Raw genomic sequence first — 20,321 nt, 5'->3', positions numbered from 1 at the left:
ACCGGAGAGATCCGGAATCAACAGCTCACACACCAGCTCACATACCGGCGATGAGTTTCTCCACCCGGTCGTCCACCGACCGGAAGGGGTCTTTGCACAACACGGTGCGCTGCGCCTGGTCGTTGAGCTTGAGGTGCACCCAGTCGACGGTGAAGTCCCGCCGCTGCTCCTGAGCTCTCCGGATGAAGTCGCCGCGCAGCCGCGCCCTGGTGGTCTGCGGCGGCACCGACTTGCCCTCGAAGATCTTCAAGTCGTTGCAGATACGGGCGGCTTGCCCCTTCCTCTCCAGCAGGTAGTAGAGCCCGCGCCGACGGTGAATGTCGTGATACGCGAGGTCTATCTGCGCGACCCGGGGATGCGACATGGTCATGTTGTGCTTGGCCCGGTACCGCTCGATGAGCTTGTACTTCATGACCCAGTCGATCTCGGTGCCGATCCGGTCGAGGTCCTCGGCCTCGATCGCGTCGAGCGTGCGGCCCCACAGTTCGAGGACCTGTTCGACCGTGCCCGTACGAATGCCGCGGCGGTCCACGAAGTCGACAGCCTTTTCGTAGTACTCGCGCTGCACTTCGAGGGCGGACGCCTCGCGCCCGCTGGCCAGGCGCACCTTGCGCTGTCCGGTGGTGTCGTGGCTGACCTCACGGATGGCCCTGATCGGGTTCTCCAGGGTGAGGTCGCGCATGACCGTGCCCGCCTCGATCATGCGCAGTACGAGGTCGGTGGCGCCGACCTTGAGCAGCATGGTCGTCTCGGACATGTTCGAGTCGCCGACGATGACGTGGAGCCTGCGGTAGCGCTCGGCGTCCGCGTGCGGTTCGTCGCGGGTGTTGATGATCGGCCGGGAGCGGGTGGTCGCGGAGCTGACGCCCTCCCAGATGTGCTCGGCGCGCTGGCTGACGCAGAAGACCGCGCCACGCGGGGTCTGCAGCACCTTGCCGGCGCCGCAGATCAGCTGGCGCGTGACGAGGAACGGGATGAGGATGTCCGCCAGCCGGGAGAACTCTCCGTGACGGGCCACCAGGTAATTCTCGTGGCAGCCGTATGAGTTTCCCGCAGAGTCGGTGTTGTTCTTGAAGAGATAGACGTCGCCGGCGATTCCCTCCTCGTGCAGGCGGCGTTCGGCGTCGACGAGCAGGCCTTCGAGAATGCGCTCGCCCGCTTTGTCGTGGGTGACGAGCTCGGTCACGTTGTCGCATTCGGGGGTTGCGTATTCCGGATGCGATCCCACGTCGAGGTAGAGGCGGGCGCCGTTCCGCAGGAAGACATTGCTGCTGCGGCCCCATGACACAACACGGCGGAAGAGGTAGCGCGCCACTTCGTCAGGTGACAGTCGGCGCTGTCCCCTGAACGTGCACGTGACGCCGTACTCGTTCTCCAGCCCGAAAATGCGGCGATCCATGACTGAACATTACGCCTGATGGCCTGTCCTGAAACCGGGTTCGGCCGCACCGATTCGATCATTTTCGCAAGGGATTACGTCGGACCCGGCGGGAAGGGGAGCGGTATCGGGAATGGTGAGAACCCGCTGGGTGGCCAACAGGACGAGCAGTGCGGCCACTCCCGCCCCCGCGGCGACGGCGAAGCTCGCGACGGTGCCGCCGTGCTCGACTGCCGGTCCCGCGGCACCCGTTCCGACCGCCGCGCCCACGCCGAAGGTGGTGACCAGCCAGGAGAACGCCTCGGTGACGGTGCCGCGCGGGGCGTGCCTGTCGACCACGATGAAGGCGCAGGCGAGCGCGGGGGCCAGGAAGACTCCGGAGACGGCGGCGAGCACCGTCATGGCGGGTATCCCCGGGGTGAGCATCAACGGCAGATAGCCGAGCGCGAGCAGAGCGACGATGACGCGCAGCCGCCGTTCGGGGGCCCCTGCCCACTCGCGGGCGCCGTACACCATGCCGCCGGCCAGCGCGCCGAGTCCCAGCGCCGCCATCAGCCAGCCGTACACCGCCTCCCGGCCGTGGTCGTCGGCGTATGCGACACCCGCGACGGTGATCGAGCCGAGCGCGAGGCCGACGAAGAAGAACGAGCCCAGGAGGGCCAGCAGGCCCGGCGAGCGCAGGGCGCCCAGCCAGTGGGCTTCACGGGGCGCCGAGCGCCAGGCCCGCGACGGCTCGGAGAGTACGACGGAGAGCGCGCCCAGCACCCCTATCGCGTTGATGACAAGCAGTGCGGCGGCAGGCGACCAGAGCGACACGAGCAGAGTCACCAGCAGCGGACCGACTGTGAACATCACCTCCTGCGCCACCGCGTCCAGGGCGTACGCCCGGTGCACCCGGTCCTCGCGGCCGAGCACGCTGGGCCACAGGGCACGCAGGCCGCCTTCCAGCGGCGGGGTGAAGACACCGGCGGCGGCCACGGCGGCGTACGCGAGAAGCAGCGGGTCGATGCCGACGAGCGTGAGCAGGACCATGCCGAGGGCGGAGAGGACGGCGGAGGGAAGCTGGACGCGCGGCTGCCCGAACAGGTCCACCGCACGGCCCAGCAGCGGCTGCCCGACGGCATTGCCGAGGCCGTACACCGCGGCGAGGCCGCCCGCCAGGGAGTAGCTGCCGCCCTCGGCGCGGGTGAAGAGCACGATCGCGATCGGCGCGGTGGCGTTGGGCAGCCGGCCGACCAGGGTGCCTGCGAGCAGGCGCGCGGCGTGCCGCGTCCTGAGGAGTTCCGCGTATCCCGCGGCCATGTCGTGCCCCTCTCCCCCGGCGCGAACCGAAGTTTTACGTATAACGTCCTGCGTCATACGTACCATGAGCGCAGTTCGCGGGTCTACCTCGCGGAGAGTGAGCATCGATACGGAGGCACGAGTGAGCAGCCCGGACGACACACACGGGGGCGCCACTTCGGAGGTGGCCTCCGGGACGCCGACCAGCAGGGACGTGGCCCGGGCCGCCGGGGTCTCGCAGGCGACCGTGTCGCTCGTACTCGGCGACAAGTGGCGCGGGCGGGTCTCGGAGCGCACCGCAGGTCTGGTGCGCGAGGCCGCGCGGGAGCTGGGGTACCGGCCGAATCTCGCCGCCCGGAGCCTGCGGCTCGGCAGGACCAGGACGGCGCTGCTCGTAGTGCCCGCGCTCACCAACGAGTTCTTCGCCCGGGTCTACGCGGGCGCCGCCCGCACGGCCGCCGAGCACGATTTCGGCGTCGTCCTCTACCCCTCCCCCGACGGTACGGGCCCCGCCAGGGACCCCTTCGCGTCGGCGCGGGCCGCGCTGGACGGCGTCATCGCGTCCTCGATGGCCGCCGGCGCGCTCGCCACGATCCGGGGCGCGGGGCTGCCGCTCGTGATGCTCGACAGCGACCCTGCGGACCCGGGCGCCGCCGCGCACGTGAACCTCGACATCGCGGACGGGATGCGGCAGGTGACGGAGCATCTGCTCGGCCTCGGCCACCGCCGGTTCGTCCATCTCGCCTCGGCCGTGGACTCCTGGACCTTCGATGTACGGGCCGGGGCGCTCCGCGAAGCGCTGCGCGCGGCCCCGGACGCGGAGGTACGCACCGTGCCCGCGCCCCTCGACGTACACAGCGCGAGGGAGGCCGCCGAACTGGCGCTCACCGGTCCCGGGCCCCGGCCGACCGCGCTCGTCTGCGACGACGACATCCTCGCCGCGGGCGCCTGCAAGGCGGTGCGGCGGCTCGGTCTGCGGGTGCCCGAGGACGTCTCGGTCACCGGCTTCGACGACCTCGCGCTCGCGACGGCCGTGGAGCCCGAACTCACCACCGTGCGGCTGCCCGCCGAGCAGGTCGGCGAGCGGGGCATGGCGGCGCTGCTGGCCGTCCTGGACGGCCGCGAGCCCGAGGGCGGAGACCTCCCGGTGGAGCTGGTCGTCCGCGGTTCCACCGCCCGAGCCTGACATGGCTGTGCCCCGGCCGGCTGGGCGGTCGGGGCACAGGACGAGCCGTGCGGCGTTACTCCTCGGTGTCCGAAGGCGCCTCGGTCGGCGCGGCCGCGTCGCCGTCCGCCTCCAGCAGGCGGGACAGCTGACGGCCGACGATGCGCTTGAACTTCCGCTGCTGCGGCCTCGTGCGGTCCAGGACCGCGACCTCGAGACGCTCGGCGGGGATCTCCCGCTCGCTGCCGTTGGTGTCCCGCGAGAGGGCCTGCACGGCGAGCTTGAGCGCCTCTGCCAGCGTCATACCGTCGCGGTGGCGCTGGTCGAGGAAGCTGCTGATCTGTTCCGCGTTGCCGCCGACCGCGACCGAGCCGTGCTCGTCGACGATCGAGCCGTCGTGCGGCAGCCGGTAGATCTGGTCGCCCTCGGGCTCGGCCCCGACCTCGGCGACGACCAGCTCCACCTCGTACGGTTTCTCGGCCGCACTGGAGAAGATGGTGCCCAGCGTCTGCGCGTAGACATTGGCGAGCCCACGGGCCGTCACGTCTTCGCGGTCATAGGTGTATCCACGGAGATCGGCATACCGGACGCCGCCGATACGCAGGTTCTCGTACTCGTTGTACTTGCCGGCGGCCGCGAAACCGATCCGGTCGTAGATCTCGCTGAACTTGTGCAGCGCACGGGACGGGTTCTCGCCGACGAATACGATGCCGTCGGCGTACTGCAGCACGACAAGGCTGCGACCGCGGGCGATGCCCTTCCGGGCGTATTCCGCCCGGTCGGCCATGGCCTGCTGGGGTGAGACATAGAACGGCGTCGACACCGGCTATCCGTCCCTTTCTGTCAGTGGAGAATTCATCAGAGAAGCGCGGCCCGGGGGCCGTCGGGCTGCTCCAGCCGGCGCTCGAGGATCGCTCGGGCGAGCTCGGAGGACTCCGCCTCGGTCAGCTTCCGGAAGCCGTCTTCGGTGATGACGGTGACAATCGGGTAGATACGGCGGGCCACGTCGGGGCCGCCGGTCGCCGAGTCGTCGTCGGCCGCGTCGTACAGCGCCTGGACCACCAGAGTGGTCGCCTGCTGCTCCGTCAGATCGTCACGGAACAGCTTCTTCATCGACCCGCGGGCAAAAATCGAACCGGAACCGGTGGCCGCGAAGCCGTGCTCCTCGGACCGGCCGCCCGTCACGTCGTACGAGAAGATGCGGCCCTTCTCGCGGTCGACGTCCCAGCCCGCGAAGAGCGGGACGACGGCCAGGCCCTGCAAGGCCATGCCCAGGTTGCTGCGGATCATCGTGGAGAGCCGGTTGGCCTTGCCCTCCAGGGAGAGCTGGGCGCCCTCGACCTTCTCGAAGTGCTCGAGCTCCAGCTGGAAGAGCTTGACCATTTCCACGGCCAAGCCCGCCGTGCCCGCGATCCCCACGGCCGAGTACTCGTCGGCCGGGAAGACCTTCTCGATGTCGCGCTGCGCGATCATGTTGCCCATGGTGGCCCGCCGGTCACCGGCGAGCACCACGCCGCCGGGGAACGCGGCGGCGACGATGGTGGTGCCGTGCGGCGCCTCGATGACGCCCTTCACGGGCGGCAGGACGCGCTTTCCCGGCAGCATCTCGGGCGAGTGGTCGCCCAGGAAGTCCATGAATGACGACGAGCCGGGCGTCAGGAAGGCAGCCGGCAGACGCCCGGTGCTACGAGGGTTGGCTTCCACGCGTTTCCTTCCGGATAGGCGGCGGCCCGCCACTCGGGCCGGGCCGATCTTTCAAACTTGCACGGACCATACCCGTACGCCCGCCGGTCATCCGTCCCGGTGCGGCCGGCCTCGGCCCACGGCCCCGGGACGGACAACCGGGGGTGTCCCCAACGAAGTTGGGGGGAGTTACTCTCCGCCCTTTTGGACAAAGGAACGCACGAAGTCCTCGGCGTTCTCTTCGAGGACGTCGTCGATCTCGTCCAGTACGGAGTCGACATCGTCCGACAGCTTTTCCTGGCGCTCCTTGAGGTCCTCCGAAGCCTGCGCGTCCTGCGCCTGCTCCTCGGTGGCCTCGGTGGAACGTGTGGCCTTCTGCTGTCCGCCGTCAGTGTCCTTGGTCGCCATATCCCTCACCCCGCTCGGTGTGACGTACAAGATCAGACCCTACAAGCAGGGTCCGACAAAGGCCCCGCAGTTTCCACAACGTCCGGGGCCCACCTCCATGATTCCCCGGCGCTGCCCCTTTCAGCCGCCCGAGAGCACGCGGACCAGGTCCTCCGCGGTCCGGCAGCGGTCAAGGAGCTCCTTGACGTGATTGCGTGTACCGCGCAACGGTTCCAGCGTGGGCACCCGCTGGAGCGAGTCCCGTCCCGGCAGGTCGAAAATGACCGAATCCCAGGAGGCCGCCGCGACGTCGTCGGCGTACTGCTCCAGGCAGCGGCCGCGGAAATATGCCCGGGTGTCCTCAGGAGGCTTCGTCCGGGCCTGTTCGACCCTGTTCTCGTCCAGCAGCCGCTTCATCTTGCCGCGGGCCACCAGACGGTTGTACAGGCCCTTCTCGGGGCGTACGTCGGCGTACTGCAGGTCGACCAGGTGGAGCCTTGCGGCGTCCCAGTCCAGGGCGTCGCGCCTGCGGTAGCCCTCCAGGAGCTCCCGCTTGGCGATCCAGTCCAGCTCCCCGGACAGGCTCATCGGGTCGTTCTCCAGCCGGTTCAGGACGTCCTCCCAGCGGGTCAGGACGTCCTTCGTCTGGTCGTCGGCGTCGGCGCCGAACCGCTCCTCGACGTACTTGCGAGCCAGCTCGAAGTACTCCATCTGAAGCTGGACTGCGGTGAGTGTCCGGCCGCTGCGCAGCGTGATCAGCCGCTGCAGCGTCGGGTCGTGCGAGACCTGGTGCAGCGTGCGTACGGGCTGGTCGACCGCGAGGTCGACATTGATGAAGCCGTCCTCGATCATCGAAAGAACCAGGGCCGTCGTGCCCAGCTTCAGGTACGTCGAGATCTCGGAGAGGTTCGCGTCGCCGATGATGACGTGCAGCCTGCGGTACTTCTCGGCGTCGGAGTGCGGCTCGTCGCGGGTGTTGATGATGGGGCGCTTGAGTGTGGTTTCGAGGCCCACCTCGACCTCGAAATAGTCGGCCCGCTGGCTGAGCTGGAAGCCGTGCTCGTGGCCGTCCTGGCCGATTCCCACGCGCCCCGCGCCGGTCACGACCTGCCGGGACACGAAGAACGGCGTCAAGTGGCGGACGATGTCCGAGAACGGGGTCTCCCGCTTCATCAGGTAGTTCTCGTGCGTGCCGTACGACGCGCCCTTGTTGTCGGTGTTGTTCTTGTAGAGGTGGATCGGCTGCGCCCCGGGCAGCTGGGCGGCGCGCATCGCGGCCTCCGCCATGATCCGCTCGCCGGCCTTGTCCCACAGGACCGCGTCCCGCGGATTGGTGACCTCCGGGGAGCTGTACTCGGGGTGCGCGTGGTCGACGTACAACCGGGCGCCGTTCGTGAGGATGACATTGGCGAGGCCGATGTCCTCGTCGGTGAGCTGGCTGTTGTCGGCGGCTTCCCGGGCGAGGTCGAAGCCTCGCGCGTCCCGCAGCGGGTTCTCCTCCTCGAAGTCCCACCGGGCACGCCGCGCCCGGTGCATCGCCGCCGCGTAAGCGTTGACGATCTGAGATGAGGTGAGCATGGCATTGGCGTTCGGGTGGCCGGGGACGGAGATCCCGTACTCCGTCTCGATGCCCATTACTCGCCGTACGGTCATGCGGCCCTCCTTGCCCGGCGACGCCCCCGGACGGGGGCGGCACTCAAGTACCGCTGGTTCTCCGGTGCGTGTGCGGTGCCCGTCTCCGCACTGCGCGACCCGGCGGTACCGAAGAGCCTAGAACGCCTTTGCGCTGGTGGGGAGATCAATTCCGTCATTGCTCTGTGTTGTCGATGTGGTGGCCACCGTGCCGGAGAAAGCAACCGGCTGCGGATGCCCGTGCGGGCACCCGCAGCCGGTCTGCCTTCTACAGGTACTGCCCGGTGTTTGCCACGGTGTCGATGGAGCGTCCGGTGTCCGCGCCCTGCTTTCCGGTGACAAGGGTGCGGATGAATACAATCCGCTCGCCCTTCTTTCCGGAGATCCTGGCCCAGTCGTCCGGGTTCGTGGTGTTCGGCAGGTCCTCGTTCTCCTTGAACTCGTCCACGCAAGCCTGGAGGAGGTGGGAGACCCTGAGGCCCTTCTGATTCTGGTCGAGGAAGGCCTTGATGGCCATTTTCTTGGCCCGGTCGACGATGTTCTGGATCATCGCGCCGGAATTGAAGTCCTTGAAGTACAGGACTTCCTTGTCGCCGTTGGCGTACGTGACCTCGAGGAAGCGGTTCTCCTCGGACTCCGCGTACATCTGCTCGACGACCGACTGGATCATGCCGTGCACCGCGGCGTCCTTGGAGCCGCTGTGCTCGGACAGGTCGTCCGCGTGCAGCGGCAGCGTGGACGTGAGGTACTTCGCGAAGATGTCCTTCGCCGCCTCGGCGTCCGGACGCTCGATCTTGATCTTCACGTCGAGCCGGCCCGGCCGCAGGATCGCCGGGTCGATCATGTCCTCACGGTTGGAGGCGCCGATGACGATGACGTTTTCCAGGCCCTCCACACCGTCGATCTCGGCGAGCAGCTGCGGAACGATGGTGTTTTCCACGTCCGAGCTGACACCGGAGCCACGGGTGCGGAAGAGGGACTCCATCTCGTCGAAGAAGACGATGACGGGGGTACCCTCGCTCGCCTTCTCCCGGGCACGCTGGAAGACGAGGCGGATGTGCCGCTCGGTCTCACCGACGTACTTGTTGAGGAGCTCGGGGCCCTTGATGTTGAGGAAGTAGCTCTTCCCCGCGGGCTGCCCGGTCACCTCGGCGACCTTCTTGGCAAGGGAGTTGGCGACGGCCTTCGCGATCAGCGTCTTGCCGCAACCGGGCGGACCGTAGAGCAGGATGCCCTTCGGGGGCCGCAGTTCGTGCTCTTTGAAGAGGTCGGGGTAGAGGTACGGAAGCTCGACCGCGTCGCGGATCAGCTCGATCTGGTTGCCCAGGCCGCCGATCTTGGTGTAGTCGACGTCCGGGACCTCTTCGAGGACGAGCTCCTCGACCTCGCTCTTCGGGATGACTTCGTAGACGTAGCCGGACCTGGGTTCCAGCAGGAGGGCGTCACCAGGGCGGATGGTCGCGTCCATCAGCGGCTCGGCGAGCCGCACCACCCGTTCCTCGTCGGTGTGCCCGAGCACCAGGGCTCGCTCGCCGTCCTCAAGGATCTCCTTGAGAGTGACGATTTCCCCGGCCCGCTCGAACTCCATGGCCTCGACCACATTGAGGGCCTCGTTGAGCATGACTTCCTGGCCACGCCTGAGCTCTTCGAGCTCCACACTGGGGCTGACGTTCACCCGTAGCTTGCGGCCACCGGTGAAGATGTCGGCCGTGCCGTCCTCATTCGCCATGAGGAAGACACCGAAGCCGGCCGGCGGCTGCGCGAGCCGGTCGACTTCTTCCTTGAGAGCCACGATCTGGTCGCGGGCCTCGCGGAGCGTGTTGGCGAGCCGCTCGTTCTGAGCGGACACGCCTGCCAAGTTGGTCTGCAGCTCGACGATCCGCTCTTCGAGAATCCTCGTGTGACGCGGAGAGTCGGCGAGCTTGCGGCGCAGGACGGCGATTTCCTGCTCGAGATAGGCAACCTGGCCGGCGGGGTCCTCAGACCCTCGCCCCGGCCGGATGCCGCGGTTGATGTCGTCGTCGTGGGCTGCCACGGTCCTCACCTCCTCCAAGGGGAGCTGGACGCTTCCTGACCCTACCTGGGCGGGTGCTGGTTGAAACCCCTAGATCACAAAGACGGTCGGGGTGTGTCCGATCTTCACCCTTGCGTACTCCCTCACCTCTGGGGAATACCCACCCATCAACATCGGAAAGCGGGCGGTTGTATCGTCGAAGCGTTCAACACCCGTCAGGGCTGGCTCCAATTGCTACAACCGCGCAGGAAACGGCAGGAGAAATGACCGTGCAGCAGAAGGCTCCCACCGTCGAAGGCGCGCAGACCGGCGACCCGCTCGAGGTGTGGATCGACCAGGACCTCTGCACCGGCGACGGAATCTGCGTGCAGTACGCCCCCGACGTCTTCGAGCTCGACATCGACGGCCTGGCGTACGTGAAGAGCGCCGACGACGAGCTGTTGCAGAGCCCCGGCGCCACAACGCCCGTACCGCTGCCGCTTCTCCGCGACGTTGTGGACTCGGCGAAGGAGTGCCCGGGCGACTGCATCCACGTACGCCGCGTTTCGGACAGGGTAGAGGTCTACGGCCCCGACGCAGAGTGACGGATCACATACTGCGCGCATCCGACTGCACGGACCGGGCGAACTTGCCGCCCTTCCACTGCCACTTGACCTTCTCCTGCTTGTCCGGGCAGCAGCGCGGGACGTCCGGCGACGAGTAGCCGAGCAGCGTCGCCGCGACCGTGCCTTCGCGCACGGCGAAATCGCTGACGCTCAGCCCGTCCGCCGGGTCCACCAGGGTCGCCACGACGCGTGCCGGCCCCGTGAGTACGTAGACGCCGCTCGACGGGGTGCCGATTCCCGATGCGCAGCGCACGACCGCCACGGTCTCGGGCCGGCCGTCGCCGTCGAGATCGCCCGAGCCCTTCTTGACCACGACAGGCTTCACGCCGCGGCCGCGGCACTCCAGCGGATACGTCGCACTCGACGCGTCGGGTGCGGCTGAGACCCTGGCCGGGCCCGCACCGGGGGCGGCCTGGGATGCGGTGGCGGCCTCGGGCTGGAGCAAACCGGCTGCCGCGACGACCGCGGCCATCGCCGTGGCCGTGGCAAGCCAGTGCACCGGGCGGGGCCGGGTGTGTGCGAGGTCCGGGACGGCGGAGGTCTGCACGCGAGCTGTCTCCTGTGGGGCAGTACCGGTGGGGTGGCGAGCATCGTGCCATACGTCACAGCAGAGCGGAACGCCGGGGTCCGTACCGCAACAGAAAAGCGCCGCCGCTGAGTTCCCCGGTCGGTCGGGGAACTCGGCGGCGGCGCTTGCTCGTTGTCGGGTCAGCCTCGGGAGGCGGACCCGCTCTCGCTGCCGGGGCCTGTGTAGTCCTCGCCGTACGCGCCCTTGGCGGGACGGCGGCGGCGCAGCGGCGCCTCCACTCCGTCCGCGAGGCGGCGGGCGGTGAGCAGGAAACCGGTGTGGCCGATCATCCGGTGGTCGGGGCGGACGGCAAGGCCCTCGACGTGCCAGTTGCGGATCATCGACTCCCAGGAGGTCGGCTCGGCGAAGCAGCCGATCTCCCGGATGGACTCGACGGTGCGGGCCAGCTGCGTGGTGGTGGCCACGTAGCAGCAGAGGATGCCGCCGGGGACGAGCGCCTTGGAGACGACGTCCAGGCACTCCCACGGGGCGAGCATGTCGAGGATCACGCGGTCGACGTCCGTGTCGGACAGGTTGTCCTGGAGGTCGCCGACAGTGAGCTGCCAGGCGGGGTGCGGGCCGCCGAAGTAGCGCTCCACGTTCTGCGTGGCGATCTCGGCGAAGTCCTCGCGGCGCTCGTAGGAGTGCAGCATGCCCTGGTCGCCGATGGCGCGCAGCAGGAAGCTGCTCAGCGAGCCGGACCCGACGCCCGCTTCGACGACGCGGGCGCCGGCGAAGATGTCGGCGAAGGCCAGGATCTGCCCCGCGTCCTTGGGGTAGACCACGGCGGCACCGCGAGGCATGGACAGGACATAGTCGGGGAGCAGGGGGCGCAGCGCGAGGTAGGCGACGTTTCCCGTGGTACGGACAACACTGCCCTCGGGAGCACCGATCAACTCGTCGTGGGGGAAGGAACCCTTGTGGGTGTGGAAATTCTTCCCGGCCTCGAGAGTGAACGTGTAGTGGCGTCCCTTGGGGTCGGTGAGCTGGACCTGGTCCCCGACCTTGAAGGGGCCGCGACGTCGGGCGGCACCGGTCGGTTCGGACATGTGACCAGCCTACCGGTCTTTTCGGGGGCCGATTCGCCGCCTCCCGCCGTCGGGCGGGTCCGGGGGCCCGGCTACTGCGGGCGGGCCATGGCCGCCACGAAGGCGCGTTCCACGTCGGCGGTGGACAGGACGCCGTAGATCTCGCCCGTCTCCTCTACGACCAGGTACTCGGTGGCGGGGGCGGCCCTCAGGCGCTCCAGGAGGGCTTCGCCGGCCAGCTCGGCCGCGACCTTCAGGTCGTCCGTGAGGTCCTGCGCGAGGCCGCTCACCGCGACCCAGGGCCTGCGGTGTTCCGGGACGCCGACGATGGCCGCTTCGCGGACGAGGCCGGTGGGCTCGCCCTGGCTGTCGACGACGACCAGGGCGCGGGCGCCGGCCTCGTTGGCGCGGCGCAGGGCCTCGGAGAGCGGGGTGGCCGACTCGACGGGGACCGCGCGCCTGGTGAGCGTACGGGCGCGCAGGTCGGGGAGGTGTTCGCGGAGCCTTGCCATGCGGAGGCTGTTGCCGGCGCCGGTCCAGATGATCGCGGCGAGGATGGCGGCGAGCAGTGCGTCGGTGACGGTCTCCATGCCGCCGATGTCCTCGGTGGAGTTGCCGAGGGCGCCGGTGTGGGTGAGGAGCGGGAGACCGATGAGGACGGCGACGGCGAGCGCCCTGCCGACCCAGGCGGCGGCGATGGTGCCGCTCATCGGCTTGCCGGTGATCTTCCAGACGACGGCGCGGAGCATCCGGCCGCCGTCCAGCGGCAGGCCGGGGAGCAGGTTGAAGGCGGCCACGATGAGGTTGGAGATCATCAGGCCGGCCAGCAGGACGCCGGGGACGGTGCCGGGCTCGACCGCGCTCATGCCGGCGTAGAAGACTCCCGCGAGGACGAGCGAGAGCAGCGGGCCGACGAAGGCGAGGATGAACTCGCGCCCCGGGGTCTCCGACTCCTTCTCGATCTCCGACACCCCGCCGAAGAACTGCAGCTGGATGCGGCGCACCGGCAGCTTGAAGCGCAGCGCTGCGACGGTGTGGGCCAGCTCGTGGACAAGTACGGAGGCGTAGAACGCGACGGCGAAGAAGAGGGAGACCAGATAGCGGACGTTGCCCAACTCGGGGAGTACGCGGTCGAGCTGACCGCCGAAGACCCAGGTGATGAGCGCCGCGACGAGGAACCAGCTGGGCGCGACGTAGACCGGCACTCCGAACGGGCGGCCCATCAGAAGGCCGCCGCCCGGTTCGCGCGGGCGCTGCGGCTTCTTGCCGTCGGGCGAGGCGCCGGGTCCCGTTCCCCCTGCGCCGGCCTGCGGCCGTCCGCTCTCGCCGCTGTCGTTCACGGGTTCCCTTCGTCGGTACGCATTCACTCGCCGCTGCGCCGGGCGGTCACCCGGCCATGCAGCGAGAGAGGGGTCTGCGCTCGATGGTATGCGGAGGAGTGTCAGTGGCGGGCCGTAGGGTCTTGAGTCATGACTACGAGTCCCGGTCGGGCCGACGCCGCCCAGCGCCCCATGTCGCTGTCCCCTTCGCGGGCGAGCGATTTCATGCAGTGTCCGCTGCTGTACCGGTTCCGGGTGATCGACAAGCTGCCCGAGAAGCCGAGCGCGGCGGCGACGCGGGGCACGCTGGTGCACGCGGTGCTGGAGCGGCTCTTCGACGACCCGGCGGCGGAGCGTACGGCGGGGCGCGCGAGAGCGATGGTGCCCGGGCAGTGGGACAGGCTGCTGGAGTCGAAGCCCCAGCTGACGGAGCTGTTCGCCGAGGATCCGGAGGGCGAGCGGCTGTCGCGCTGGCTGGTGGAGGCCGAGGAGCTGGTCGAGCGGTGGTTCACGCTGGAGGACCCCACGCGTCTGGAGCCCGCCGAGCGTGAGCTCTTCGTCGAGACGGAGCTGGAGTCGGGGCTGCGGCTGCGCGGCATCATCGACCGCGTCGATGTGGCGCCCTCCGGTGAGGTGCGGATCGTCGACTACAAGACGGGCAAGGCGCCCCGGCCGGAGTATGCCGAGGGCGCGCTGTTCCAGATGAAGTTCTACGCGCTGGTGATCTGGCGGTGGAAGGGCGTCGTGCCGCGCCGGCTGCAGCTGGTGTACCTCGGCAGTGGCGACGTCCTGACGTACGACCCGGTCGAGGCGGACCTGGAGCGGGTGGAGCGCAAGCTGCTGGCGCTGTGGGACGCGATCAAGGAAGCGACTGAGACGGGTGACTGGCGGCCGCGTCCGACGAAGCTGTGCGGCTGGTGCGATCACCAGGCGGTGTGCCCGGAGTTCGGCGGCACGCCGCCGGTCTATCCGCTGAGCATCGCCCCGGCGTCCGATCGCCCGGACGAACCCGTGCGGGACCGCCCGGCCGAACCGGCACAGGACGTCCAGGGCAGAATGGGCCCGGTCTAGAGAAGGAGACTTCGTGGCTATCCGCGTCCTACTGGTCGACGACCAGCCGCTGCTGCGCACCGGCTTCCGGATGATTCTGGAGGCCGAGCAGGATCTCGCGGTCGTCGGCGAGGCCGGAGACGGTCTGCAGGCACTCGACCAGGTCCGGGCGCTGCAGCCCGATGTGGTCCTGATGGACATCCGGATGCCTCGGATGGACGGTGTCGAGGCGACCCGTCAGATCACCGGTCCCGGCCGCGACGGTCCGGCGAAGGTGCTCGTGCTGACCACCTTCGACCTCGACGAGTACGTGGTGGAGGCGCTGCGCGCCGGTGCGAGCGGGTTCCTCCTGAAGGACGCGCCCGCCAATGAGCTCGTGCAGGCGATCCGGGTGGTCGCGGCGGGCGAGGCGATGCTGGCGCCGAGCATCACGCGCCGGCTGCTCGACAAGTACGCGGATCATCTGCCGTCCGGCGATGAGCAGGTTCCGGACACGCTGCACACGCTGACCGACCGCGAGGTCGAGGTGCTCAAGCTGGTGGCCCGTGGTCTGTCCAATGCGGAGATCGCCGCTGATCTCTTCGTGAGCGAGACGACCGTCAAGACGCATGTGGGTCATGTGCTGACGAAGCTGGGGCTGCGCGACCGGGTGCAGGCCGCGGTGTATGCGTACGAGAGTGGCCTGGTCAGGCCCGGCGCCCAGTAGCGGACGCCGGACCCGGCCCGGCCGGCTGTTGAGGGCCGTCAGTTCTTGCTGATCTCCCAGAAACGGAAGACCGTCGAGGTGTCCAGGGTCCACTCGAGGCCCGAGATGCTGTCCTGGGCCACGGCGTACTGCTTGCCCTGCCACAGCGGGATGATCGGCAGCTCCGCGGCAACGGTGTCCTGGAGCTTGCCGAAGTCCGCGTCGACCTTGGTGCGGTCGGCCGAGGCGGCGGCCTTCGGGATGATCCGGCCGGTGATCTCGCTGTTCTGGTAGTTGTTGACGAGGACGTTGTCCTTGCCGAAGAACGGCTGGGTGAAGTTGTCCGGGTCCGGGTAGTCGGGGACCCAGCCCTTCACGTACACGCCGTACTTGCCGGCCGCGATGTCCTTGTCGTACTGCTCGATCCCGACCGATTCGACCTTCGCGTCGAAGAGCCCGCTCTTGTTGAGCTGCTTGGCTATGGTCTCGAACTCGTGGACCGTGGCGGGTCCGTAGCGGCTGGGCGTGGCCCAGAGCGTGAGCTTCACCTTTTCGGTGATGTTCGCCGCGCGCAGGGCCTTCTCGGCCTTGTCGGGCTGCGGGGTCCCGCCGTAGGTGTCGAAGAACGCCGTGTTGTGGGCGCCGATGCCGGCCGGGACGATCGAGTACAGCGGCTCGGCCGTGGACTGGTAGACGTCCCGGACCAGGGCGTCGCGGTCGACGAGGTACGCGATGGCCTTGCGCACCGCGAGCTTGCCGACGACCGGGTCGTTCATGTTGAAGACCAGGTGCTGGACCTCGGCGCTGGTGCCTTCGATGACGTCGATGCCCTTGTCGTTGCTCGCCACCGCGTTGTCGAGCTCCGCGATGTCCCCGGCGGTGAGGCCTCGGTAGGCGATGTCGACGTCACCCTGCTTGAGGGAGGCGGCCAGGGCCTTCTGGTCACCGTGGAAGAGCTTCATGGCGATGCCGGAGTTCTTGACCTTGGCGCTGCCCTTGTAGCTCCCGTTGACCGAGAAGGCAGCCTCCTTCTCGCCGAAGGAGTCCAGCTTGTACGGGCCCGAGCCGACGGCCTTGTTGTCCGTACGGAGCTTGTCGGCGGGGTACTCACGGTGGTCGACGATGGAGCCGGCGCCCGACGCGATCTTGCTCGGGAAGGTGGCGTCGGGAACCTTGAGGTTGAAGACGACAGTGCGCTCGTCCGGCGCCTCGACCGTGTCGATGGAGGCGAGCATGACGGCCGCGGGGCCGGCCTTGTCGTTGATCTTCAGCGAGCGCTCGAAGGAGAACTTGACGTCCTTCGAGGTCAGGCTGTTGCCGTTGCTGAACTTCAGGCCACTGCGCAGGGTGCACTGGAAGACAGTGCTGCCGCCCTTTTCGAAGCCGCACTGCTCGGCCGCCTCGGGCTGCGGCACGGAGCTGCCCTTGGGGAAGCTGAGCAGGGACTGGAAGACATTGTTGAACAGCAGCCAGGAGCCCGGGTCGTAACCCGAAGCCGGATCGGTGGCCAGCACTTCGTCCGACATCCCGATGACCACCGCGTCACCCGTGCCCCCCGAGCCGCCCTCCTCGGTGCCACAACCGCTGAGCAGACCCGCCGCCAGACCCGCCGCAAGCGGTGCCGTCAGCCACTGGTTACGCCTTTTCACAGAACCTTGCCTCACAGATTCACAGAACTGAATTGCCCGCCGGCGGCGCGGTCTTCGCTGCCGGGTAATGCACTGCCGGCGTCAGGAGACGCCGCGGCCCAACTCCCACAACTGCAGGTCCGACGAGGAGTTGATCGCCCACTCGACGCCCGTGATGTCGTCGCGCGCGGCGACGTACTGCTTGCCCTGCCACAGCGGCAGAACCGGTACGTCGTTGGCGACGATTTCCTGGATCCGCTCGAACGGCTTCGCAGCCGAGCCCCGGTCGGTGGCACGTCGCGACTCCGGAATGAGCTTGTTCCGGGTCTCGACGCTCACGTACGGGGAGTTGAGGAAGTTGTCCTTGTCCAGGAACGGCGCGACGTAGTTGTCGGCGTCCGGGAAGTCGGGGAACCATCCCATTCCGTAGACGGCGTACTCGCCGCGCTTCTGGTTCTCACGGAACTTCGACCACTCGGTGCCCTCGATGGTGACGTCGAAGAGGTCCGAGGCGTTGAGCTGCTCCTGCAGCACCTCGAACTCCGCCTTCGTGGCGGTCCCGTAGTGGTCGGTCGTGTAGTTCAGCGTCAGCTTCACCGGGGTGTTGATGCCGGCCGCGCGCAGGAACCCCGCGGCCTTCTGCCGGTTCGGCTCGCCGTACTTGTTGAAGAACGAGTTCTGGTGCCCGACGATCGTGTTCGGGATGATCGAGTACAGCGGTTCGGCCGTGGCCGGGTAGACCTTGCTCGCCAGCTGCCCCCGGTCGATCACGGCGGCCAGCGCCTGGCGCACCGCCTTGCTCTTCACGACGGAGTCCTCGGTGTTGAAGCCGAGGTAGCGGATCTCCAGGCCGGGCATCTCTATGAGGTCGATGCCCTCGACCGGGTTCTCCGAGAGTTTCTTGATCTGGTCCTGGTCGAGGGTGCGGGTCATCAGGCTGATCTCGCCGTCCCGCAGGGCCTTCTCCATGGACGCTGCGTCCGGGAACGACCGGAGCTCGACCTTGTCGTTCTGGAACTTCAAGTCGCCCTTGTACTCGGAGTTCTTGGTGAAGACCGCCTTGACGACCTTGCCGCCCTCGGTCTCCGTCTCCAGCGTGTACGGGCCCGAGCCGTCGACCTCGACGCCGTCGCGGAGCTGCTTCGCCTTGTACGTGTCGGAGTCGACGATGCCGGCGGCCGGCGTCGCGATCTTGTACGGGAAGGTGGCGTCCGGCGTCTTGAGGTGGAAGACGATTCCGCTGTCGCCGTTGGTCTCGATCATGTCGATGTTGGAGAGCAGGGCGACGGGACCGTTGTCGTTCTTGATCTTCAGGACGCGCTCGATGGAGAACTTCACGTCCTCGGCCGTCACGGCGTCGCCGTCCGCGAACGTCAGCCCGCTGCGCAGGGTGCAGCGGTAGCTCTCGTTCTGGGTGTCCGTGAAGCCGCACTTGGAGGCCGCGTCGGGCACCGGCTCGCCGCCGCCGCGCGGCGCGCGCATCAGCGTCTGGAGGGTCTGCCTCAGGACGTTCCAGGCACCGGCGTCGTAGGCGAAGGCCGGGTCGAAGGGAGCGGGGGCTTCCTTCGTGGCGGAGAACTGGTCCGTGGTGCCCACAACAATGGCGTCGCCGCCCTTACCCCCGATGTCCGGCCCGCCGCACGCGGCCAGCACGGGGGCGAGCAGGCCGATCACGGCCGGCAGCACCAGAGTCTTGCGGTTCATCCTGGACGTTCTCCCTCATCCGGCACTGAGTTCAGCGGTGTACGGGACACTCCGCCGCGGCCGCCCGGTCGGGGCGGAGCGATCGGGCCGGGATCAGAGCGATCGGGGTCGGTGGTCTCAGCAGCTGATCGAGCGCTGAGGCACGTGATGTTTGCGGCGAAGTTCTCGCGATGAGATTAGTGCGAATCGCCGCTGCGGCTGGACCGGGCACCGGGCGGCCCGCCGCCGACCGTTGATCATGAACGGCGGGACGGCGCCGCCCTGGGCGGGAATGATTCGTACAGGACCTCACCAATAGGGACACAAGGGAGCCGAAAACGGGACCACGGAGCGACTGGGAAGCCCCGCACGGCCTCGACGACGGCATTCAGAGTGACAAAGGTCACTCAATCAATGCCGTTGATCCACTGTGAATTTCTCATCCCATGTGTCACGCACAACGCACGGCCCGATGCCCAGAGTTTCCGTTCCGTTCAGGGATGCACGCTCGGTGCGGGATCAGTTCATTCGTGTGATCAAGGTCCTGAGGAAGGCGAGATTGACCTCTTCGAGCGATCCCACGACGGCCCGGCCGCGCGCGGGCGCGATCGGTGCGACGGACGGCACGGCCACCACCCGGCAGCCCGCCGCCTCCGCGGCCGCCACGCCCGTCGCCGTGTCCTCGACGACCGCGCATCTCATCGGGTCGGCGCCGAGCCGCGTCGCGGCGTGCAGATACGGCTCGGGGTGCGGCTTCGTACGGACCACCTCGTCGCCCGCGACCGAGAACGTGAACATCTCCCGGCCGAGGGACTCCAGGACGCGGTCGATGATGCGGCGGTGCGAGGCGGACACCAGGGCGGTCGGCACTTCGTGCGCCGCCAGCTCGGCGAGCAGCCGGGCAGCGCCCGCCATCAGGGGTACGCCGCGTTCGATGCGCCGCTCGAAGCGGTCGTTGAGCAGCACCGTGAGCTCGGGGAGGGTGATGTCGGCGCCGGTGACCTCGATGAGGTAGCCGGCGCTGCGCGTCATGGGCCCGCCGACCACCACGTCGCGCCATGCCTCGTCCAGCGGATGGCCGAGGGCCGCGAAGACCTCCACCTCGGCGTCCCACCAGAAGCCCTCGGTGTCGACCAGGGTGCCGTCCATGTCGAGGAAGACGGCCTGGAGGGCAGAGCCTTCCGCTGTACGGGTACTGGGCGCGGGGACCGTGCTGGTCATCCGGGCACACCTCCTGAAGGGACGAGAAGGCCGGCCGTCTTCCCAGTGGGGAAGGCGACCGGCCTGCGCTGGACCCACCAGTCTACGACTGGTCCGTCCCTATCGCGCGTTGAAGTACTTCGCCTCCGGGTGGTGGATGACGATCGCGTCGGTGGACTGCTCCGGGTGGAGCTGGAACTCCTCCGAGAGGTGGACCCCGATCCGCTCGGGCTGGAGCAGCTCGGCGATCTTCGCGCGGTCCTCCAGGTCCGGGCAGGCGCCGTACCCGAGCGAGAAGCGCGCGCCGCGGTACTTGAGCGCGAACATGTCCTCGACATCGGCCGGGTCTTCGCCCCCGAAGCCGAGCTCGGCTCGTACGCGGGCGTGCCAGTACTCGGCGAGCGCCTCCGCCAACTGCACAGACAGGCCGTGCAGTTCGAGGTAGTCACGGTAGGAGTTGGATGCGAACAGCTCGGCCGTGGCCTCGCCGATCTTGGAGCCGACGGTGACGACCTGAAGGCCCACGACATCCGGCTCGCCCGACTCCTCCGGGCGGAAGAAGTCCGCCAGGCACAGGCGGCGGCCGCGGCGCTGGCGCGGGAAGGTGAAGCGGGTGCGCTCGGAGCCGTCGTCGTTGAGGAGGATCAGGTCGTCGCCCTTGGAGTGGCAGGGGAAGTAGCCGTAGACGACGGCGGCTTCCAGCAGGTTCCTGGTGTGGAGCTGCTCCAGCCAGCCGCGCAGGCGGGGGCGGCCCTCGGTCTCGACGAGCTCTTCGTACGTCGGCCCGTCCCCGGCCCTGGCCTGCTTGAGGCCCCACTGACCCTTGAACAGCGCGCCCTCGTCGAGCCAGGAGGCGTACTCCTTGAGGCCGATGCCCTTGACGACCCGGGTGCCCCAGAAGGGCGGCTCCGGGATCCGGTTGTCGGTGGAGACGTCGGAGCGCGACGCGCCCTCGGGCTCCTGGACATCGAGGACCGGCGTGTCCCGCTTGGGCACACGGCGTTGTTTGAGTTCG

The 20,321-nt window shown here is 68.5% G+C and carries 18 protein-coding genes; 4 read left to right on the top strand and 14 right to left on the bottom strand.

The window, feature by feature from the left end:
- Window positions 1-37: 37 nt before the first annotated feature.
- Together pafA and J7I98_RS08780 are read right to left on the bottom strand one after the other, a co-directional pair.
- Window positions 38-1,399, bottom strand: a complete 1,362-nt coding sequence (gene pafA / locus J7I98_RS08785) for a Pup--protein ligase (RefSeq protein WP_214920046.1) — start codon at window positions 1,397-1,399, stop codon at window positions 38-40.
- A 9-nt stretch (window positions 1,400-1,408) separates the two neighbouring features.
- Complete coding sequence (locus J7I98_RS08780) at window positions 1,409-2,680, bottom strand: MFS transporter (RefSeq protein WP_214920045.1); 1,272 nt, start codon at window positions 2,678-2,680, stop codon at window positions 1,409-1,411.
- Window positions 2,681-2,744: 64 nt separating this feature from the next.
- Here J7I98_RS08780 and J7I98_RS08775 point away from each other — a divergent pair, with 64 nt between their 5' ends.
- The gene (locus J7I98_RS08775) at window positions 2,745-3,845 is read left to right on the top strand and encodes a LacI family DNA-binding transcriptional regulator (protein WP_214920044.1); all 1,101 of its coding nucleotides are present in this window, start codon (window positions 2,745-2,747) and stop codon (window positions 3,843-3,845) included.
- 55 nt (window positions 3,846-3,900) lie between these two features.
- On the opposite strand, the gene prcA is transcribed toward J7I98_RS08775, so the two are convergent.
- From prcA to arc, 5 genes are all read right to left on the bottom strand, one after another.
- Window positions 3,901-4,647 (bottom strand): proteasome subunit alpha, encoded by a 747-nt coding sequence (gene prcA / locus J7I98_RS08770; protein ID WP_214920043.1) that lies wholly within the window; start codon window positions 4,645-4,647, stop codon window positions 3,901-3,903.
- 35 nt (window positions 4,648-4,682) lie between these two features.
- On the bottom strand, window positions 4,683-5,528 hold the full coding sequence (gene prcB, locus J7I98_RS08765) for a proteasome subunit beta (protein ID WP_214920042.1): 846 nt from the start codon (window positions 5,526-5,528) through the stop codon (window positions 4,683-4,685).
- A 168-nt stretch (window positions 5,529-5,696) separates the two neighbouring features.
- Window positions 5,697-5,915 carry a ubiquitin-like protein Pup gene (locus tag J7I98_RS08760; RefSeq protein ID WP_214920041.1) on the bottom strand — a complete coding sequence of 73 codons (219 nt, stop codon included), beginning with the start codon at window positions 5,913-5,915 and terminating at the stop codon, window positions 5,697-5,699.
- A gap of 120 nt (window positions 5,916-6,035) precedes the next feature.
- Window positions 6,036-7,547 (bottom strand): depupylase/deamidase Dop, encoded by a 1,512-nt coding sequence (gene dop / locus J7I98_RS08755; protein WP_374225093.1) that lies wholly within the window; start codon window positions 7,545-7,547, stop codon window positions 6,036-6,038.
- Between the two features lie 247 nt (window positions 7,548-7,794).
- Window positions 7,795-9,561 carry a proteasome ATPase gene (gene arc, locus J7I98_RS08750; RefSeq protein WP_214920040.1) on the bottom strand — a complete coding sequence of 589 codons (1,767 nt, stop codon included), beginning with the start codon at window positions 9,559-9,561 and terminating at the stop codon, window positions 7,795-7,797.
- A 242-nt stretch (window positions 9,562-9,803) separates the two neighbouring features.
- On the opposite strand from arc, the gene J7I98_RS08745 reads away from it, so the two are divergent.
- Entirely contained in the window at window positions 9,804-10,124 is a 321-nt protein-coding gene (locus J7I98_RS08745) for a ferredoxin (RefSeq protein ID WP_214920039.1), read from the top strand.
- 4 nt (window positions 10,125-10,128) lie between these two features.
- On the opposite strand, the gene J7I98_RS08740 is transcribed toward J7I98_RS08745, so the two are convergent.
- The 3 genes from J7I98_RS08740 to J7I98_RS08730 form a co-directional block, all read right to left on the bottom strand.
- Window positions 10,129-10,692 (bottom strand): hypothetical protein, encoded by a 564-nt coding sequence (locus tag J7I98_RS08740; protein WP_214920038.1) that lies wholly within the window; start codon window positions 10,690-10,692, stop codon window positions 10,129-10,131.
- A gap of 161 nt (window positions 10,693-10,853) precedes the next feature.
- Window positions 10,854-11,762, bottom strand: a complete 909-nt coding sequence (locus J7I98_RS08735; protein ID WP_214920037.1) for a tRNA (adenine-N1)-methyltransferase — start codon at window positions 11,760-11,762, stop codon at window positions 10,854-10,856.
- Between the two features lie 71 nt (window positions 11,763-11,833).
- On the bottom strand, window positions 11,834-13,081 hold the full coding sequence (locus J7I98_RS08730) for a site-2 protease family protein (protein WP_214920036.1): 1,248 nt from the start codon (window positions 13,079-13,081) through the stop codon (window positions 11,834-11,836).
- Between the two features lie 129 nt (window positions 13,082-13,210).
- Between J7I98_RS08730 and J7I98_RS08725 the strand changes: the two genes are divergently transcribed.
- Together J7I98_RS08725 and J7I98_RS08720 are read left to right on the top strand one after the other, a co-directional pair.
- Window positions 13,211-14,131 carry a RecB family exonuclease gene (locus J7I98_RS08725; protein WP_214920035.1) on the top strand — a complete coding sequence of 307 codons (921 nt, stop codon included), beginning with the start codon at window positions 13,211-13,213 and terminating at the stop codon, window positions 14,129-14,131.
- A 13-nt stretch (window positions 14,132-14,144) separates the two neighbouring features.
- Complete coding sequence (locus J7I98_RS08720) at window positions 14,145-14,816, top strand: response regulator transcription factor (protein ID WP_214920034.1); 672 nt, start codon at window positions 14,145-14,147, stop codon at window positions 14,814-14,816.
- A 38-nt stretch (window positions 14,817-14,854) separates the two neighbouring features.
- On the opposite strand, the gene J7I98_RS08715 is transcribed toward J7I98_RS08720, so the two are convergent.
- The 4 genes from J7I98_RS08715 to J7I98_RS08700 all read right to left on the bottom strand — a co-directional run.
- Complete coding sequence (locus J7I98_RS08715) at window positions 14,855-16,444, bottom strand: ABC transporter substrate-binding protein (protein WP_214920033.1); 1,590 nt, start codon at window positions 16,442-16,444, stop codon at window positions 14,855-14,857.
- An 81-nt stretch (window positions 16,445-16,525) separates the two neighbouring features.
- Window positions 16,526-18,127 carry an ABC transporter substrate-binding protein gene (locus J7I98_RS08710; protein WP_214920032.1) on the bottom strand — a complete coding sequence of 534 codons (1,602 nt, stop codon included), beginning with the start codon at window positions 18,125-18,127 and terminating at the stop codon, window positions 16,526-16,528.
- A gap of 498 nt (window positions 18,128-18,625) precedes the next feature.
- Window positions 18,626-19,327 carry an HAD family phosphatase gene (locus J7I98_RS08705; protein ID WP_214920031.1) on the bottom strand — a complete coding sequence of 234 codons (702 nt, stop codon included), beginning with the start codon at window positions 19,325-19,327 and terminating at the stop codon, window positions 18,626-18,628.
- 99 nt (window positions 19,328-19,426) lie between these two features.
- The coding region (locus J7I98_RS08700; protein ID WP_285438008.1) for a vitamin B12 dependent-methionine synthase activation domain-containing protein at window positions 19,427-20,321 on the bottom strand (895 nt) is incomplete at its 5' end.

Origin of the sequence: Streptomyces sp. ISL-98 (assembly GCF_018614055.1) — a bacterium.
Taxonomy (GTDB): Bacteria; Actinomycetota; Actinomycetes; order Streptomycetales; family Streptomycetaceae; genus Streptomyces; species Streptomyces spiramyceticus.
Note: the sequence above shows the minus strand (reverse complement) of the source record. Positions and strands in the feature narration are given on the sequence as shown.